Raw genomic sequence first — 17822 nt, forward strand, 5'->3', positions numbered from 1 at the left:
GTGCACCTGATGCCTTTGCCGATCGTTCATCACCCGGCCTATTGCGCCGATTTGCCCGCAAATCACCGGTTTCCCATGGACAAGTTTCGAGCGGTTGCGGATTTGATCCGCGCGGAAAGCCTGCTTGACGGGCGACCGTTTTTCCGCCCGCGGCCTGCTCCATTTGAATGGATCGCCCTTGCGCATGATCCCGCTTATGTCGATCAGGTCTTCAACGGCAAAGTTCCGGCGAAGGTCGCCCGGGAAATCGGATTTCCAATGCGTGCCGACATTGCGTTGCGCGCGCAATGTGCCACAGGTGGCACTGTTTTGACCGGTTATCTTGCTCTTGAGCATGGCATCGCCTGCAACACGGCTGGCGGCAGTCACCATGCGCGCCGTCTCCATGGTGCCGGCTTCTGTGTATTCAACGATGTAGCCGTGGCAATCAGGGTCATGCAGGCCGACAGTGCCATCCGAAAGGTGCTGGTCCTGGATCTTGATGTCCACCAGGGCGACGGCACTGCGGACATTTTTCAAGGAGACCCTGACGTCTTCACCTTCTCGATGCATTCCCAGAAAAATTACCCGGTCCGCAAGGTCCCCTCGCATCTTGACATCGGGTTGCCGGATGAAACCGGCGACGAGGGTTACATGAAGTCGCTGTGCGCTGTTTTACCGGACCTTCTTGAACGCGAACGTTGGGACATTGTTTTCTACAATGCCGGTGTCGACCCTTATGAGCACGATCGTCTCGGGCGGCTGAAATTGTCGCGGGACGGGCTGCGACAGAGGGACCGGTACGTGATCGAAAAGGTAAGATCCCAAGGGCTGCCGATCGCCTGTGTGCTGGGCGGAGGGTACTCGACTGATATTGATGAACTCGCGGACCGCCACGTCACGCTGCACAGGACTGCGAGGGATTTGGCAGCAAAGAGCCGGGAGTGACCCGGCTCCGGGGGGTCAGCGTGACCGGCCCATAGCGAGGAGCCGTGTGATCATCCAGATGGGAACAACCACAATCGCCCCGACCACCAGATAACTGCCAAGTCTGCCGATTGCGTGAAAACCCATGTTCCAAAGTCGCTCGAAGAAGTTGACGGTCATATTGACCAGATCGAGAGGATCCAGGTTGAGTGCGGAAAGGATTATCCCGACGACAAAGGAAAGAAACACGAGCCGCAGGAGAACCTGGGCGGGAGACCCACCTAGAAATCTGCTCAGGCCGCTGTCGGACATGTGTTCCTCCGGAATGTGAAATCGGTAGTTAGCTATCCCGGTTAGTTAAGATCAATTGACGACAATTACAACGTGGTTCCAGCAGCATCTTGAAAGGTGTCCACGAAACAGAACACTGCGAATTGTTACAATATCCCGCAAGACGTGTCGTGAATAGTTAAATCCTTGAGGTCTCAAGCCAAAGACACGCTAGTCGCGCTCGCGTAAGAAAGAAATCGGGTAGCTGAGATTTTTCGTTTGCGGAATGCCCACTTCTGCTTTCGATCAGGTTACCTCTGCTTGCAGCGAAAGATAATCCCGCACCGGTTCAATCCGGCACGGACTACAAAGAGGCACGTTGCAGGACCGGTCCGGGACGGGATGGTACACCTCTCGCAGTTTGAGGGCATCTATTCCGGGGAAGCGTCAGTCAGGGAGTACTGGGCGTTTCAAGGACCTTTGAATTATCTCTGGCACGGCGGTGGTACAGCCCGTAACCGCCACCGTGCCGAAATTCTCCGGCTGAAATGTGCACCGACAGGATCAGAAAATCTAGTCGGCACGCATTCGCGTCTTTCGCTCGGTTAGTTCTTTTGAACGACTCGCGGGATGGGGCATCTTGGAGAGGCGGACAAGGCTGGCTCTTTTTCGCTGACCGCCGCCACCTTCGGCGTTTTTTGCTGATCCTTCCCGGAATTTGCGCGGTGACATGCCGAACCAGGACTTGACGGCCCTGGAAAACGTACTGAGCTCCGAAAATCCGATGAGGTAGGCGATTTCCTTCATTGGCAGATCAGTGCCTCGCAGATATCGCTCGGCGGCCGAGCGACGGATTTCCTCGCTCAACTTGCGGAAACTTGTGCCTTCCTTTTCAAGAAGTCTTTGCACGGCTCTTTGCGACATGCCGAGCTTGGCCGAAATGTGGGGCAGGGTGCACGCGCCATGGGCGAGGTTGGATGCCACCTCGTTTGCAATTCTCGTGAGGGGTGATTCAAGCTGTCCGAAGCGGTCCAGTTCCTCCATCGCAGCTTTGAGAATGATCTCGTAAAGGTGAGTATCGCTGCGTTGCAGCGGTCGTGACAGCAGTGACCGTGGTATGAAGATCCTGTTGTGTGACGCACCGAATTTCAGGCGCCCCTGATACTTTTTCTGAAAGGCCGAAGTATTTTGCGGTGCCGTGGTCGCCAGTTCGATGAGAATGGGAGGAACCTGCATGTCCAGGGCACGTTCAAGTTGCTGGGTTGCCCATCCGGTTCTCGCAAACATGTTTTGGCGCCATTCGCCGCGGCCTTCCAGAATGGGCCACTCGACGTACCCGCCGGTCTCGCCCTCTTCGAAAGTCAACCGGTAAGCGTTGGTGCGGATCGGAATGAACTTTATCCAGGCAACACACGCATCCCGGAGGGTCGGTGCACAGGAGAACAGATAGTCGAAGATGGAAAAACAGCCGATTTCAACATTATTGAACAGATCGAACATGACGCCGTCGTCGCCAAGCGCCTTGGCAACATGTTCAAAAACGCCATGCCAGGCTGTAATGGGAACGGTACCTTGAGGATCCTCGATGCAAGCAAGATCAAAGTTGTACAGCTCGGCAATATGCGGCCAGTTCAAATCGGTGTTTGAACTGAAATCCCGCAATACCCGGAACACGTCCGCGCGTGCCCATTCGCCTTCAAGCGGCATTCTTTTCTCCGGCCAACCCGTGCACAGTTGTATCGCAAACTCTGCATGACATGACAACGCGGATCAAGACACGATGGATAATAACATTGCTATTTCAGACTAAGGGATGAACCATCTCCATGCAGGAGATGGTTCGAGAGTCAATTACGCAGCGTCTTTAGTTGCTTGTTCTGGATTGGGGGGGAACTTCCCGTAAAAGGACTCGTTTTCCCTGGCCATATCGCGCAGCAGCTTGTTGGGCTTGAAGCGCGGTCCCCATTTGCGGGTGAACTTCTTGCAGAGGTCCACGAACGTTGCGGTGCCCATCATGTCGATGTAACTGAGCGTTCCGCCCGTATAGGGCGCAAAGCCGAAGCCGAGGATGGAACCGACGTCGGCTTCGCGAACATCCGTCAGGCATTTTTCCTCGAAGATCCGTGCCGTCTCCAGCGCCTGCATGACCAGAAGCCGCTGCTTGAGTTCCTCGATGTTGAAGTTTTCCGCCGGTTTGGGTTGACCGGTTACATCCGTGATCCCGGGCCACAAAGTCTTGTCCTTGCCCTTGTAGTCGTAGAACCCCTTGCCATTCTTGCGGCCGAACCGTTCCTGCTTGACCACCATTGCCTCTAGGATGTTGTCGAGCGGTCCCTCAACATATTTAACACCGAGATCCTTGCGGGTGGCCGAAACAATCTTCCAGGCAAGGTCGAGTGCCACCTCGTCACCAAGAGACAGCGGACCGACCGGCATTCCGGCCATTCTGCCCGCGTTTTCGATCATCGCGGCGGGAACACCGTCGGCGAGCATCATCAGACCCTCGCGGATATAGGTCATCACGACGCGTGACGTATAAAAACCACGGCTGTCATTGACAACAATCGGCGTCTTCTTGATCGCCTTGATGTAGTCCAGAGCCATTGCCAACGCCCGGTCGGATGTGCGTTTGCCGAGGATCACCTCAACAAGCATCATCTTGTCGACCGGAGAGAAGAAGTGGATGCCGATGAAGTTTTTCGGACGCTTCGAGGCCTGTGCCAGTGACGTGATCGGCAGCGTCGAGGTGTTGGAGGCGAATATCGCGCGCGATTTCATCACGGTTTCGGCTTTCTCGGTAACCGTTTTCTTGATGTCGCGGTCCTCGAAAACAGCTTCAATGACAAGATCGCAGTCTGCCAGCGCCTCATAGTCGACGGTTGGATTGATACGCGCCAACAGTTTTTGCTTCTGCTCTTCGCTGGCCCTGCCGCGTTTGATCGCCTTGCTCATCAATTCGTCGGAGTGCGCCTTGCCCTTGTCAGCTGCCTCCTGTTCGCGATCAATCAGAACGACATCGATCCCCGCCTTGGCGGAGACATAGGCGATGCCGGCGCCCATGAAACCGGCACCCAGGATACCGACTTTCCTGATCTTGTTCGGACGCTGACCTTCCGGACGGCGTGCGAGCTTGTTCAATTCCTGCATGGAAACGAACAGGGAGCGGATCATGTTGGCAGCTTCTGGCGTCTGAAGCACCTTGGCAAAATAGCGGCTCTCGACCTGAAGGGCGAGGTCCATCGGCAACTGAAGGCCTTCGACCACGGCATGAAGCAGGTAGCGTGCACCTGGATAGTTGTCATGGGTTTCGCGTCGGTAAATCGCGTTGGCTGCCGGCCAGAACTGGAACCCTGCCGGGGAATACACTTTACCGTTGGGCAGCCTGTAACCCTTCTTGTCCCAGTCCTTGACCGGGTCGAGCCCGGCATTCAGCAGTTTTCTGGCTGCTGCAACAAGCTTTTTGGTGCCCGTGACCTCGTCAACCAGCTTCATTTGTTTTGCTTGCGGTGCGCGCAGGGTTCTTCCCTGCAGGAGGAATTGCATGCCCTGCTGGCCGTCGGTCATGCGCATGACGCGCTGCGTTCCGCCAGCACCTGGAAACAGTCCGACCTTGACTTCGGGAAGTCCCATCTTCAGGCCTTCGTCAACAATGCGTGCGTGACAGGCCAGAGCCAGTTCCGTACCGCCACCCATGCATGTGCCGCAAACGGCGGCCACAAAGGGTTTGCCGCAGGTTTCAAGCTTTCGATAGACCAGCGTGAGTTTGCGAGAGCCTTCATAAAGTGCCTTGGCAGCGCCTTCAGGATCATTTCCGCGCTTCACGTGGAAGTCTTTCAGAAGACCTTCCATCATTGTCAGATCCGCGCCACCCGAAAAGGCCGCCTTGCCGGATTGAATAATGGCGCCCTTGATTGCGACGTCTCCTGCAACCTGATCAACGATCGCCTCGAGTTCGTCCATGACCGACAGGTCTATGACGTTCATGGATTTCTGGGGCATGTCCCAGGTGATGAGAGCGATGCCGTCGTCGTCTGTCTCTATCGTGAAATTCTTGTAGCTCATGGGAATATCTCCTCGATTCAGACACCGTTCGAATGCAGATCGTTCGACTGCAAATGGGCGCGCTGCTGCGCGGCCGACCTGGTGCCTTCGGCGACAACATCGCCCGTGTGTTTCGTTTCTGCCGGTTCGAAAAGCATCACCCAGCACTCACTTTCTGCGATCGGATTGTGCTGGATACCCTTGGGTACGACATGGATATCACCGGCGGTGAGAACCGCATTTTCCCTGTCGTGGTAGCGAATGGTCAGGCTGCCCTTCACGATGAAGAACAACTCGTCCTCATCCTCATGGTCGTGCCAGACAAATTCGCCTTTCAGCTTTGCGAGTTTGACACTCTGGTCATTCACATCCGCAACCACGCGCGGCGACCAGTATTCGGTGATCTCTGCGAATTCCGCGTCAATGTTGCTGATCATCACTCAGACCCGTTCAATGATGGTGGCGGTACCCATGCCTGCACCAATGCAAAGCGTGACCAGAGCCGTGTTGAGGTCGCGGCGTTCGAGTTCATCGAGCACGGTGCCGAGGATCATCGCGCCGGTCGCGCCCAGCGGGTGCCCCATGGCAATAGCACCGCCATTGACGTTGACGATGTCCGGATCCAGATCGAACGCCTGCTGATAGCGCAGCACCACGGAGGCGAAGGCTTCGTTGATCTCGATGAGATCCATGTCCTTCATGTCCATCTTGGCGTTTTTCAAGAGTTTCTCGGTGACGTCGACCGGGCCTGTAAGCATGAGCGCGGGTTCAGATCCGATGTTGGCAAATGCCTTGATCCGGGCACGAGGCTTGAGGCCCGAGGATCGGCCGGCCGTGCTGGAGCCGATCAGGACAGCCGCAGCGCCATCTACAATGCCGGAAGAGTTTCCTGCATGGTGCACGTGTTTGACGGCCTCGATTTCCGGATGGGCCTGAATGCCGACTGCATCGAATCCGCCCATATTGCCCATCAACTCGAAGGAAGGATTGAGTGCGGCGAGAGACTGCATGTCTGTTTCCGGCCGCATGTGTTCGTCCCGGTCGAGAATTGTAATGCCGTTTATGTCCCGGACTGGAATGACAGACTTCGAAAACCGGCCTTCTTCCCAGGATTTGCCGGCACGTTTCTGGCTTTCGACGGCATAGGAATCGCAGTCGTCACGATTGAAACCGTATTTGGTAGCGATCAGATCCGCCGACACGCCCTGGGGCATAAAATAGGACGGCACGGCCACCTGGGGCTCAATGGGCCAAGCTCCCCCGGAAGCGCCGATGCCGACCCGGCTCATACTCTCCACCCCACCGGCAATAACCAGCTTGTGCTGGCCGGACATGACCTGGGCTGACGCCATATTGACTGCATCGAGGCCAGAGGCGCAGAAGCGGTTGATCTGCATGCCGGGAACGGAGGTAGCGTATCCGGCTGCAAACACTGCGGCGCGGGCGACGTCGCCACCTGCTTCCCCGACCGGGTCGACGCAGCCCAGAACGACGTCGTCAACCTTGGCCGTGTCGAGACCGTTCCTGTCCCGGACTGCCTCCAATGCGGTTGCGGCCAGCCGCACCGACGGCACTTCATGGAGTGCGCCGTCCTTCTTGCCGCGGCCCCGCGGGGTCCGCACGTGATCGAAGATATAGGCTTCAGCCATCTGGTCCTCCTTCGGACGGTTACTTACCTGGCATCCGGCATGGGGTGGCCGGGCATCAGATCATAGGGATGTTTCCAGCCGGGCAGTGCCTTGATCCGCTCAAGCCAGGCAATGACATTGGGGTAGGGTGCAAAATCGGTCCCGATTTCGTCCCGGACATAAAGGTATCCACACAGTGAAAAATCGGCGGTGGTCGGCTTGTCACCGATGGCGAACGCGTGACTTTCAAAGTGCTTTTCAAGAATGGCGAGCGCTCCCTTCAGCCGGCCGTCTAGGAATTTGGTAACGTCGTTTTCACCGGTCTTGACGAGGGTGCGCATGTATCTCAGCGGGCCGGCCACACCCGAAACCTTCTGGTTGTCGAAAATGGTCCAGCGCAGGATTTCGCGGCGCTCATCGTCATCCGCCCCGCCGAACTTGCCAAAAACGTCCGTGAGATAGTCCAGAATGACACCGGACTGTGACAGGGATCGCGAGCCATGAACCAGAACGGGAACTTCTCCCATCTCGTTCACGGTTTTGCGGAATGTATCCGTGCGCGTCTCGCCGCCGAAAAAGTCTACCCATTTGGGTTCCCAGTCGGCGCCGCACAATTCCAGCATAAGGGCCGCCTTGTAAGAGTGGCCTGACTGGGCCATGCAATAAAGAACGTGTTCGGCCATACCTGTTTCATCTCCCTGGCAAATCTTGTCGGCTGAGAGCCTACACCGGCGACTGCGGATTCGCGCGGGTGAAGTTCCGGTCCGGCGAGTCCGGACCGGTCGGTCCTAGAATGCGTCTGCGTCCATAGACATGATCGTTTCCGAGCCAGAGGAGATCCGGGCAAGATGAGCGGCCGTTTCCGGCAGGGTACGCTCCATGAAGAAGGTGCCGAAGGCCAGTTTGTTTTGCAGCCAGTCGGCTTTGTCACCAGCGCCTTCTGCGAGCTGATCCCTGATGGTCTTGGCCATCTTGGCCCACATGTAGCCAAGCGCGACAAGACCGAACAGGTGCATGTAGTCGACAGCGCCCGCGCCCGCATTGTCCGGATTCTTCATGGCATTGTTCATGAACCACATGGTCGCGGCCTGCAGGTCGTCCGCTCCTTTTTTCAACGGGGCCGTGAACGCTGCCAGGTCTTCGTTGTCCTTGTTGTCCTTCAGGAACGTATTGACTTCGTTGAAGAAACTCATGACGGCTCGGCCGCCGTTCGCCGGTAACTTGCGGCCCACAAGGTCAAGTGCCTGGATGCCGTTCGCCCCTTCATAGATCATGGCGATACGTGCATCGCGCACAAACTGGTCCATGCCCCACTCTGCGATATAGCCGTGACCGCCATACATCTGCTGCGCGTTGACCGCATTGGCGAAACCGGTATCGCTCAGGACGCCTTTGAGCACCGGGGTCATCAAACCCATCATGTCGTCGGAATATTGCCTGTCTTTTTCATCGTCCGAGCGATGTGAGTTGTCGCCATGAAGCGCGGTCCAGATGACAAGCGCCCGTGCTGCCTCGTTGAAGGCGCGGATGGACATCAGGGTGCGGCGTACATCCGGATGCACGATGATCGGGTCTGCAGCCTTGTCCGGAGCCTTCGGACCCGTCAGCGAGCGGCCCTGCAAGCGGTCTTTTGCATAGGTTACCGCGTTTTGATAGGCGACTTCGGACTGGGACAATCCCTGTACCGCAACTCCGAGGCGGGCTTCGTTCATCATGACGAACATGGCCTTCAGGCCCTTGCTCTCTTCGCCGACGAGCCAGCCGGTGGCCTCGTCATAGTTCATCACGCAGGTCGCGTTGCCGTGAATGCCCATCTTGTGTTCGATCGACCCGCATGAGACGCCGTTGTTGTCGCCCACCGATCCGTCTTCATTGATTGTGTTGCGGGGGACCACGAACAGCGAAATGCCTTTGACACCCTCCGGAGCCCCCTCGATGCGGGCAAGAACAAGATGGATGATGTTGTCCGACATGTCATGTTCGCCGGCCGAGATGAATATCTTGGTTCCGCTGATCTTGTAGGACCCGTCCGCCTGTGACACGGCCTTTGTACGGATCAGGCCGAGATCGGTTCCGCAGTGCGGCTCGGTCAGGTTCATGGTTCCGGTCCAGGTCCCGGCGATCATGTTGGGCAGGTAAGTCTGTTTCTGCTCTTCGGTTCCGTGAATTGTAAGCGCAGCGACGGCTCCGGCAGTCAGGCCCGGATACATGGAAAAGGCCATGTTCGCCGAGGACGCAAATTCGTTGAAAATGGTCGCAAGCGTATGGGGAAGACCCTGGCCACCATGGTCTGGATCCGCAGACAATGTCCCCCATCCGTTTTCACAAAACGCCTTGTAGGCCTCCAGGAAACCTGTTGGCGTCGTCACGGTTCCGTCTTCGTGGCGAGTGCAACCTTCCTGGTCACCGACCTGGTTAAGTGGTTGCAGGACTTCTTCGGCAAACTTCCCGCCTTCGCGCAGGATAGCTTCCACCAGATCGAGTGGTGCATCTGCAAAACCGGGAAGATTGGAATAGCGTTCGTAGCCGAAGACGTCCTTCAACAGGAACAGGGTGTCTTCAACGGGCGCAGTATAGCTTGGCATGCATATCCTCCCAGATCTGCCGGGTGTTGTCAGCTTTACGTTTCCGTAAACGTCAGGTGATGTCTATATACGCGTCTCGATTTCGTCCGGCAAGTGGTGTCCCCACGGAAGGGATGACAAAAAAATGTGCCTAAAACACGTAAATTGGAAGAGTTTTCGGCGGTGACCACGTCAGATTCATGCCGGGATGACTTTTATTTGAAGTTTTTCAGGGTCTCGGCTGCCGTGAAGGTGTCGACCTGACCGGATAGCCGTCGGCATGCAAACAAAAAACCGCCGGCCAGTTTGGCCGGCGGCGTCAATGAAGTGTCGGTTTTTCAGGCTTCTTCTGCTTCCTTGTGCTTCAGCATTCCCGAGACAATTTCCACGGTGCGCGACAATTCCTCGATTGCCTGTTCGATGTCTTTTCGCTGGTCTTCCAGAACCGCAATCTGCTCATTGAACTTGGACAGGGCGACACGCAGTTGGGTCACCTGGCCATCCCGCAGGTCATAAAGGTCGAGCATGTCGCGGATTTCCGTCAGAGAGAAACCGACTCGTTTGCCCATCAGGACAAGTTTCAGCCGGGCTCGGTCCCTTCTGTTGTAGATCCGGTTCATGCCGTCACGTTTCGGGTTCAATAGGCCCTTGTCTTCATAGAACCTCAAGGTCCGCAAAGTGCAGCTGAATTCCTTGGCAAGGTCCCCGATTGTGAACTGGGTTTTCTTGGTGCTGTCATCGGACGCGGAGACCACGTCGACAAGATCGTCTTCGTTGAGGATGGAAAGCGCTTCGCTCATGGCTATTGATACTCTATTTCCCGCCGTTAACCGGCTCATTGTTGGGTTTTTTGGTTCTCGAGGACCGGTGTTGAAGGTCTCGTGACTTGCCTCTGCACGCCGCTGTGCATACCGCAAGACAATCGCCAGCCGGTTTCCTGACAATTGTTTAGCTTACGTTTGCGTAAAGGTCCAGTGCGGTCGAAACGAAGTAAAAAAAGCGTTAACGAATGCATCTGCAATTTGTATCTGCAAGAAGATATGAACAGGCCATTTTACTCGAAAAAGGTTGATTTTCGCATTTAGCAACACCGGTTAACGACCTGTTTACCCTAAGTCGACAAAGTCTATCAAAACGCTGCAACTGGTCCGTTCTTTGGCGGAAGATAGGGGCAGCCCGCTAAATCAGCGGTCTGAATGACCGTCAGTCCAGGGTCTAGATATGCCGGCATGGAAGAAACACGAGGCAGGACGCCGCGGCCGTGATGCGTATGAAAGCGACGGTTTCTATGAAACGACCGGAAGGGAACCGGCGCGCGAACGCATCGAACGGTTGACGCGTACTGCGACGTCCCTGGGAAACGGCTACGATACGCGTGCCAGGGAGGGTCGTGATGATGACCTCAATGCTGTCGCGGACGAACTGGACAGGATGTTGTCGGAGCGCGGAAGTGTCGGAGCTGGCCGGACAGCATCCGTCCGGCCGCAGCGCAGTGCATCGCCGCCGAGAACGCCTTCACGCAGTCCTGGCATGGATGACGTTCTTGGAGCGCTGGACCGGCTTGACGAACAGGTACAGGGATTGGCGAACGCGTCCGATACGCACGAAGTCGGATTGTCTGCGCCCTCCCGCCCATACCCACAGCCGGGGCGTTACGCAATGGATACACTGCACGAAAACGACCAGAGCATTGGGTCACAAGTGTCCTTCGGAAGCGAGCGCGCGGGAGGCTATGAGGAACAATACGGTCTTGACCCGCATGCGGCCCGCGACCGGGGCCAATATGGGCATAACGATGCATCGCTCCATATCTACAAGGACCTGGGACGGCGGATAGACGCATTGAGAGCCCCGCATGAAAAGGCTCTCAATCAGGTTCGCGAAGAGCTGGGGTCGCTGCGCGCTGCTCTCGGGGGCATTACCAAAGGCACCAGCGAAACCGTGGGGCGCCAGAATTCCGAGCTGCGCCGGCTCGCCGACATGGTTGATCGGCTGCGTGTCGACAAGCGCGGCGAACAGTTTACCAACGAAATCCGCAAGGAAGTCGCCGACCTGAAGACCATGGTCGGCCGCACGAATGTGGAAGGTGCGCTGCAGACGCTTGAGCACGGCTATTCTCATATCCTTCAGCGACTGGATGAGCTTTCCCGGGCGTCCCTGGATCCGCGTGTTCTCAACAGCGTGACCGCAAGATTGAACGAGATCGAGGAAGCCTTTGCAGCTCTTCCTCGTTCCGAGCACATGGTGGTTCTTGAAGATCGGGTCGTCACCATTGCCGAGCGCATGGAAGAACTCCTGCAGCGCAAGGAACAGGTGGAAATTGAACCGCTTCGGGCCGAATTGCGCGAAGTTCGGGGCTATGTCGAGCAGATTGATGTCAAGGGTCTCGTCGAGGGTATCGACGATCGCATGAAGTTCGTTTCCGGTCGACTGGATGACATTGAGGTTCTTGCGCGTGAGCAGCGCGGCATGGATGTGCGATTGTCGGCGATGGAAGAGCGCATCCCGGAACCGGAGACAATTGCACGCCTGCAGGGACGTCTGGAAGATATTGCCGGCATGATGGCGGATGATCGGGCAAGTTCCGGTGATCAAGAGCACATGTCACAGGTGGACCAGCGGCTGGACGAGATCGTTGACCGGCTGGAGAGAATGGAGCAGGCAGGTCCGTTGCCTGCGACCGACAGCACGGCCTTTGAGGCACTTGAGAAGCGCCTCGAGAGCATTTCGGGCAAGATTGACTCCATCGAACAGAAATCATCCAAGCCTGTTTCGATGTTGGAAACTGCTGCGATGAAGGCCGCGCCAGGGGCTGACGCAAAGTTTCTCTCTCAACTGCAGGAAAGACTTAATCATCTGTCCGAGCGGCTCGACGAGCCGAAGGACACGGTAACGTCCTCTGATCTTGACAAGTTGCGTGAGGAAATAGGGTCGATGCGCGCGAGCGTCGCCGCGCCCTCATCAACCGAATCTCTGGAAGCGCGGATCTCCGATCTTGCACAGCTTGTCTCCAGGGGAGCGGAATCCACGGACGACAACCGGTTCGAGCAATTGGGTGAAAAGGTTGCCGCGCTGGCGGAACAGATCGCAAGCAACCCCGCACCGGTATCGGGCCTGGAACAGGTCTCGCCGGCCCTTGAAAGGATAGAAAGCGGCCTGGCACAAACCAAGGTGGACGTCACGGAAATTGCCAGGAAGGCGGCGTTCGACGCGGTCGCGAACGCGCCAAATCAGTATGTCGCCCAGTATGACGATGCGATCTCCGCCCTGCAGGGGGACTTAAAGCGGCTCCTCGATGCTGCCGAAGGCAGTGAGGAGCGAACCCGCAACACTTTTGACAGCGTGAAATCGGTTCTCGGGTCGCTGACTGAACGCCTGGACAGTCTGGAACGGGCAGAAATCACCGCACCGGCCACGTCGGCAATGCCCTATTCCGCAGTGGCTGCCGCACCCATTGCCGGTGAGGAGCCATCACTTCAGTTCACGCCTGTTACCCAGCGGGTACAGGAACCTGTGCAATATGTAGCGGCAACCGCGGAGACCAGGACAACTCACCCGGAGGATAAGACCAGGGACCGCAAGGCCGATTTCATTGCGGCAGCACGAAGAGCTGCGCAGGCGGCATCTGCGGAGGCCGCGAAACTCGATCAGGCGCGGGCGCCTCACGAAGACCAGGAAGCAGCTGACGAAGAGCGCGGCAAGAAGCGTGTCGGCTGGTTGCGCAATGTCCTGAAACGCGGCAAGCCTTCACGCGATGAAACTGACGGGCACGAAGCTGCCGACGAACTGGAGCTTGGCAGCGAAGACCTCGCCGAAGACAACATGGAAGCGCAGGATGCACCGGTCCTGCCGGGTGATCGTCCGGCTCCTGAGGCTGCCCCGTCGTCAGGCGGAAGCCGCCGCAAAGCCATCATGCTGGCTGCTGTGGCAGTTGTACTGACGCTTGGAACTTTGACGGCCTACAGGTTTATGGCGAGTGCGCCCGAAGGTGAGAACCTTGCCTCGACAGAGCAGGAAACAGCGGCACCGGCCGGGGTACTTTCGGAAAAAGTCGAACCTGTTGTGGAGACCGAGCCTTCGGTAAACGTCGCTGGCCTCGACAACGGCCAAGAGGCGGCAAATACGGTTGCAGAAGCCCCGGGACCGGTGGAAAGCGCAGTTGAGATTGCTGAACCTGTAGCACCGAAAGTGCAACCGGAACAGGTTGCGGAGGTCGTGGAGGCTGATCCGATACCCCGGACCGACCCGATTGCGGCCACTTCGAATGTACAGTCGGCTTCTGTATCGAACACGGTCACTCCGGAGGCGGAAGTCGCCTTCGCACCTCCGGCCAATGTCGACAACGGCTTCAAGGAAAAAGTCCTCGACGACACCACGGCATTTGCACCTTCGCCCCCCTCTTCGTCGACCGAAAACGGCGCATCCGCGCTCATCGCCAATCTTCCGCCGGAAGGCGTCGGTCCCATGGCATTGCGCAGCGCCGCTGCGGGAGGAAATCCGGCGGCGGAATTCCTGGTTGGCGTCAAATATACCGAAGGCAAGGACGTCCCTGCCGATCTTTCCAAGGCAGCGGTCTGGTACCAGAAAGCGGCCAACAAGGGCTTGCCGCCTGCGCAGTATCGTCTTGCCAGCCTCTATGAAAAAGGCAGGGGTGTGGAAAAGGACGTTGCCAAGGCGAAAGCCTGGTATTCACTGGCAGCGCAGGCCGGCAATGCCAAGGCGATGCACAATCTTGCGGTCCTTTATGCTGAGGGAGGTGGGGAAGAGCCGGATTACGGCAAGGCCGCTACCTGGTTTGAGGCGGCAGCCAACTACGGCGTCAAGGACAGCCTGTTCAATCTCGGTATCCTCTACGCGGGCGGTATCGGTGTGGATAAGGACCTTGTGGCCAGCTACAAATGGTTTGCGATTGCAGCTGACAAAGGCGACCCGGAGGCGGCCAAGCGCCGCGACGACGTCGCCAACATGATGGATCAGCAGACACTGGCAAATGCCCGCCTCGCAGTGGAAAGTTTCGCATTGACGGAAGCCGATCCTGCTGCAAACAAGGTCACGCTCGAACCGTCCTGGGCCGAGGAGGCGTCGCTGCCTGCAGCAAACGTATCGTCAATCGCACCTGCCGCCGACACGGACATGATCCGCGAGGCGCAAGACAAGCTGAATTACCTGGGCTTCGATACGGGAACTCCGGACGGTCAGATGGGTCCACGCACCCGCAGCGCGATCGAGGCGTTTCAACGCAGCATCGGCATGCCGGAGACAGGTTTGGTCGACAGTAAGCTGATCGAAGAGCTTAAGAGCCAGGCAATCTGACCAAAAGTCGTTTTTGCAAAGAGAAGTGACGTGCTTGCTGGTTGACACTTTGGCAGGCACGGGTTTTTAACCAGTCCAGTTTAACTTTGTCGCAGTCCTATCTGCAGTCTGTCCGGCGTAACCCAGTGCAACTATACCTGCCCATAGCCGAAATTCCGGTGAATATCTTCGTGATCTTCGCCATGGGTGGTGCTGTGGGTTTCCTTTCCGGGTTGTTCGGCATCGGCGGCGGGTTTCTGCTGACACCACTTCTGATTTTTTCCGGTATTCCGCCCGCGGTCTCGGTTGCCACCGTCACGACGCAGGTTGTGGCCTCGTCGGCATCGGCGGTCATGACCTATTGGCGACGCAAGGCCATCGATCTGAAGCTCGCCACCATCCTTCTGGCAGGGGGGGTCTTCGGGTCGCTTATTGGCGTGATCCTGTTCGACGTGTTGCAGTCCGTCGGACAGCTCGATCTGGTCATCTCGCTCTCCTACGTCACGTTTTTGAGCGCGATCGGCGGCCTGATGCTGTTTGAGTCCATACGGGCGATACGGCGCAGAAAGTCGGGTGCTGCACCATCTGCACGAAAGCCGGGCCAGCACAACTGGATCCACGGTTTGCCGTTGAAGGTGCGTTTCCGCCGGTCAAAGCTCTATGTCAGTGTTATTCCTGTGGTTGGTCTTGGCGCCATAATCGGTTTCCTAGGTACGATCCTGGGTATCGGTGGTGGCTTCATGATGGTTCCAGCGCTGATCTACCTTCTGCGGGTGCCGACAAATATCGTGATCGGCACCTCGCTGTTCCAGATCCTCTTCACCATGGCTGCGGCGACCATTTTTCACTCGATGGGGACAAAGACCGTCGACATTGTTCTCGCGATGACGCTGATGATCGGCGGTGTTATCGGCGCGCAATTCGGTGCAAGAATGGGTCAGAACCTGCGCGGCGACCAGTTGCGTCTTCTTCTGGCATTGCTGGTTATGGGTGTCGGATTGCGCTTCGCGGTCGACCTCCTGCTGGTGCCCGAGGACTTCTACTCGATCGCAATTCGCAAGGGGGCGGGCGCATGATCCGGTTTGCTCTCTGTCTTGCCTTTGCCGTCTTCGGAGCGTCACTCTCGCTCGCGCAGGAAGAGGCCTCTTCCAAGGATCTGGTCACGGCGCTTTCCTCCGACACGGTCTCGATCCAGTCGAACTTCACCGGCACCGAAATTGTCATTTTCGGTCAGGCCAGCGACATAGAAAGAGCACCGCACGCCGCCGGCGATTTTGAGCTCGCGATTGTCGTCGAGGGACCGCCGCAGGACATCACGACGCGGCGCAAGGGTCGCTTTCTGGGTGTCTGGGTCAACCGCGAGGCGGAACGGTTTCAGAATGTACCGTCCTTTTATGCGGTTGCGAGCACTGCAGATATCGGCGACATCGCTCACCGGAACGTGCTGGACGAATACCGCATAGGGCTCAATCACCTAAATCTGGCAGTCTCCGGGGTTTCCAACGTTCCGCTGTCGGACCGCGATGATTTTCGCAAGGCCTTTGTACGGCTTCGCGAGGAATCGGATCTTTATTCGGAGCGGGAAACCTCGATCGAGTTTCTGACGGATACGATGTTCCGCACCAATATTCCCCTCCCGGCAAACATCCCTGTCGGCGACTACAAGATCAAGAGCTTCCTGTTCAACCGGGGGGATCTGGTCTCACAGACCGAGCAGACACTGGCAGTCGCAAAGATCGGTTTCGAACAGGTAACGTTTGAACTCGCCCAGAACTATCCGCTGGTCTACGGTGTTCTCGCAGTGATCCTGGCGATATTCACTGGCTGGCTTGCAGGCGTCATCTTCAAGAAAGACTGATGAATTTCCGGGTGTTCCGGTAATAGTAAGGACTGTTCCGGCTCTGACGGGTGCCTGAGGTCGTGCCTCATATTCCTCTGGCACTCCCGCGTCCTGCCGCTATTCTTCCGCAAAGGAAATTACCGGGAATCACAAGGTGGGGCACCATGACCGATCAGTCTTCATCCGAACCAACTGCCGAAGGAACCGCCAAACGGGAAACGACGCTAGACGCCAGGGTGATCGATGTTGCCATTCGTCTCGGTGTATTGGGATTGTTTGCCTATTTCTCACTGCAACTGATCGCGCCGTTTTTTCTGTTCCTGCTCTGGGCCGTCGTGCTTACGGTCGCGCTCTATCCGGCCTATGGCTGGCTTGCGGCCAGGCTTGGCGGCCGAAAGGTACTGTCCGCGATCCTGATCACGCTGGTGTGCCTGGCCATTGTGATCGGCCCCGTTGCGGTACTGGTGGTAAGCCTCGTTGAGACGCTGCAGTTCTGGTTACACGGGATAACAGGCGACGGCCTGAAACTGCCACCATTACCCCAAAAGCTGGCAGAGCTTCCGATAGTCGGCGACCGGGTGTCCGAATTGTGGGACCTTGCCAGTCGAAGTCTCGAACTGTTCTTCGAGAAGATCGGTCCGATGGTCGTGCCGGCAGGTGGTCGTATCCTGTCCATGCTCGCCTCGCTGAGCGGCAGCGTCCTGTTCTTCATCGTTTCGATCATCCTTGCAGGCTGCCTGTTTGTTCCCGGACCCGGTCTCGCGCAAGGAGCCAAACGCTTTGCCGATCGTATTATCGCTCCGCGCGGTGCTGAGTTTGTTGATCTTGCAGGCGCCACGATCCGGAATGTTTCGCGGGGAGTGATTGGCGTTGCGGTCATCCAGGGACTTCTGACAGGTGTCTTGCTGATCGTGTTCAGCGTTCCTCTTGCCGGCGTTCTGACATTCGCCGCACTGATCCTGTGCATCATTCAAATTGGGCCGGCACTGGTGATCATTCCGACCATAATCTGGGCCTGGAGTTCCTGGGACCTGGTCCCCGCGCTCGCCTTCACGGTCCTCATGGTACCCGTCATGCTCGTGGACAATGTGTTGCGGCCGATCCTGATGTCGCGTGGCCTGGATGTTCCCATGCTGATCATTCTGATCGGTGTGCTCGGCGGCACCATCGCTCACGGTCTGCTAGGTCTTTTCCTGGGTCCGGTTGTCCTCGCGGTGTTTTATGAGCTGGTCATCGCGTGGGTGAAAGCTGGAGAGGACGGCTGAAAGAGGCGAAAAGATC

13 protein-coding genes are annotated in these 17822 nt (G+C 57.2%); 5 read left to right on the top strand and 8 right to left on the bottom strand.

Features of this window, described 5'->3' with window-relative positions; genetic code table 11:
• Positions 1–9 precede the first annotated feature (9 nt).
• On the top strand, positions 10–927 hold the full coding sequence (locus ACO6TI_RS13700; RefSeq protein ID WP_104703529.1) for a histone deacetylase: 918 nt from the start codon (positions 10–12) through the stop codon (positions 925–927).
• Positions 928–942: 15 nt separating this feature from the next.
• Here ACO6TI_RS13700 and ACO6TI_RS13705 read toward each other — a convergent pair whose 3' ends face one another.
• The 8 genes from ACO6TI_RS13705 to ACO6TI_RS13740 all read right to left on the bottom strand — a co-directional run bounded on the left by ACO6TI_RS13705 (position 943) and on the right by ACO6TI_RS13740 (position 10209).
• Positions 943–1218 (bottom strand): DUF6460 domain-containing protein, encoded by a 276-nt coding sequence (locus ACO6TI_RS13705; RefSeq protein ID WP_055111543.1) that lies wholly within the window; start codon positions 1216–1218, stop codon positions 943–945.
• 531 nt (positions 1219–1749) lie between these two features.
• Entirely contained in the window at positions 1750–2883 is a 1134-nt protein-coding gene (locus tag ACO6TI_RS13710) for an AraC family transcriptional regulator (protein ID WP_082442734.1), read from the bottom strand.
• 144 nt (positions 2884–3027) lie between these two features.
• Positions 3028–5238 (bottom strand): 3-hydroxyacyl-CoA dehydrogenase NAD-binding domain-containing protein, encoded by a 2211-nt coding sequence (locus ACO6TI_RS13715; RefSeq protein ID WP_281926487.1) that lies wholly within the window; start codon positions 5236–5238, stop codon positions 3028–3030.
• A gap of 17 nt (positions 5239–5255) precedes the next feature.
• Positions 5256–5654: a cupin domain-containing protein gene (locus ACO6TI_RS13720; protein WP_282044631.1), complete on the bottom strand. Its 399-nt coding sequence runs from the start codon at positions 5652–5654 to the stop codon at positions 5256–5258.
• 3 nt (positions 5655–5657) lie between these two features.
• On the bottom strand, positions 5658–6866 hold the full coding sequence (locus ACO6TI_RS13725; protein ID WP_055111549.1) for an acetyl-CoA C-acetyltransferase: 1209 nt from the start codon (positions 6864–6866) through the stop codon (positions 5658–5660).
• Between the two features lie 23 nt (positions 6867–6889).
• Positions 6890–7528, bottom strand: coding sequence for a glutathione S-transferase family protein (locus tag ACO6TI_RS13730; RefSeq protein ID WP_055111551.1), 639 nt, complete (start codon positions 7526–7528; stop codon positions 6890–6892).
• 105 nt (positions 7529–7633) lie between these two features.
• Entirely contained in the window at positions 7634–9430 is a 1797-nt protein-coding gene (locus ACO6TI_RS13735; protein WP_196877700.1) for an acyl-CoA dehydrogenase C-terminal domain-containing protein, read from the bottom strand.
• Between the two features lie 317 nt (positions 9431–9747).
• Positions 9748–10209, bottom strand: coding sequence for a MerR family transcriptional regulator (locus tag ACO6TI_RS13740; RefSeq protein WP_029063961.1), 462 nt, complete (start codon positions 10207–10209; stop codon positions 9748–9750).
• A 421-nt stretch (positions 10210–10630) separates the two neighbouring features.
• On the opposite strand from ACO6TI_RS13740, the gene ACO6TI_RS13745 reads away from it, so the two are divergent.
• From ACO6TI_RS13745 to ACO6TI_RS13760, 4 genes are all read left to right on the top strand, one after another.
• Positions 10631–14722: a peptidoglycan-binding protein gene (locus ACO6TI_RS13745; protein ID WP_422385114.1), complete on the top strand. Its 4092-nt coding sequence runs from the start codon at positions 10631–10633 to the stop codon at positions 14720–14722.
• Between the two features lie 125 nt (positions 14723–14847).
• Positions 14848–15777 (top strand): sulfite exporter TauE/SafE family protein, encoded by a 930-nt coding sequence (locus ACO6TI_RS13750; protein WP_104703394.1) that lies wholly within the window; start codon positions 14848–14850, stop codon positions 15775–15777.
• A complete protein-coding gene (locus ACO6TI_RS13755) occupies positions 15774–16559 on the top strand; it encodes a TIGR02186 family protein (RefSeq protein WP_108874531.1) in 786 nt (261 codons plus the stop codon). Before ACO6TI_RS13750 ends, ACO6TI_RS13755 begins: the two co-directional genes overlap by 4 nt.
• A 146-nt stretch (positions 16560–16705) precedes the next feature.
• Complete coding sequence (locus ACO6TI_RS13760; RefSeq protein ID WP_282044626.1) at positions 16706–17806, top strand: AI-2E family transporter; 1101 nt, start codon at positions 16706–16708, stop codon at positions 17804–17806.
• Positions 17807–17822 lie beyond the last annotated feature (16 nt).

The organism is Roseibium album, assembly GCF_965233825.1.
GTDB classification, from domain to species: Bacteria; Pseudomonadota; Alphaproteobacteria; order Rhizobiales; family Stappiaceae; genus Roseibium; species Roseibium album.

Excerpts from the sequence above, each read along its gene's own strand:
- ACO6TI_RS13700 (WP_104703529.1), top strand. The coding sequence starts at position 10 with ATGCCTTTGCCGATCGTTCATCACCCGGCCTATTGCGCCGATTTGCCC.
- ACO6TI_RS13705 (WP_055111543.1), bottom strand. The coding sequence starts at position 1,218 with ATGTCCGACAGCGGCCTGAGCAGATTTCTAGGTGGGTCTCCCGCCCAG.
- ACO6TI_RS13710 (WP_082442734.1), bottom strand. The coding sequence starts at position 2,883 with ATGCCGCTTGAAGGCGAATGGGCACGCGCGGACGTGTTCCGGGTATTG.
- ACO6TI_RS13715 (WP_281926487.1), bottom strand. The coding sequence starts at position 5,238 with ATGAGCTACAAGAATTTCACGATAGAGACAGACGACGACGGCATCGCT.
- ACO6TI_RS13720 (WP_282044631.1), bottom strand. The coding sequence starts at position 5,654 with ATGATCAGCAACATTGACGCGGAATTCGCAGAGATCACCGAATACTGG.
- ACO6TI_RS13725 (WP_055111549.1), bottom strand. The coding sequence starts at position 6,866 with ATGGCTGAAGCCTATATCTTCGATCACGTGCGGACCCCGCGGGGCCGC.
- ACO6TI_RS13730 (WP_055111551.1), bottom strand. The coding sequence starts at position 7,528 with ATGGCCGAACACGTTCTTTATTGCATGGCCCAGTCAGGCCACTCTTAC.
- ACO6TI_RS13735 (WP_196877700.1), bottom strand. The coding sequence starts at position 9,430 with ATGCCAAGCTATACTGCGCCCGTTGAAGACACCCTGTTCCTGTTGAAG.
- ACO6TI_RS13740 (WP_029063961.1), bottom strand. The coding sequence starts at position 10,209 with ATGAGCGAAGCGCTTTCCATCCTCAACGAAGACGATCTTGTCGACGTG.
- ACO6TI_RS13745 (WP_422385114.1), top strand. The coding sequence starts at position 10,631 with ATGCCGGCATGGAAGAAACACGAGGCAGGACGCCGCGGCCGTGATGCG.
- ACO6TI_RS13755 (WP_108874531.1), top strand. The coding sequence starts at position 15,774 with ATGATCCGGTTTGCTCTCTGTCTTGCCTTTGCCGTCTTCGGAGCGTCA.
- ACO6TI_RS13760 (WP_282044626.1), top strand. The coding sequence starts at position 16,706 with ATGACCGATCAGTCTTCATCCGAACCAACTGCCGAAGGAACCGCCAAA.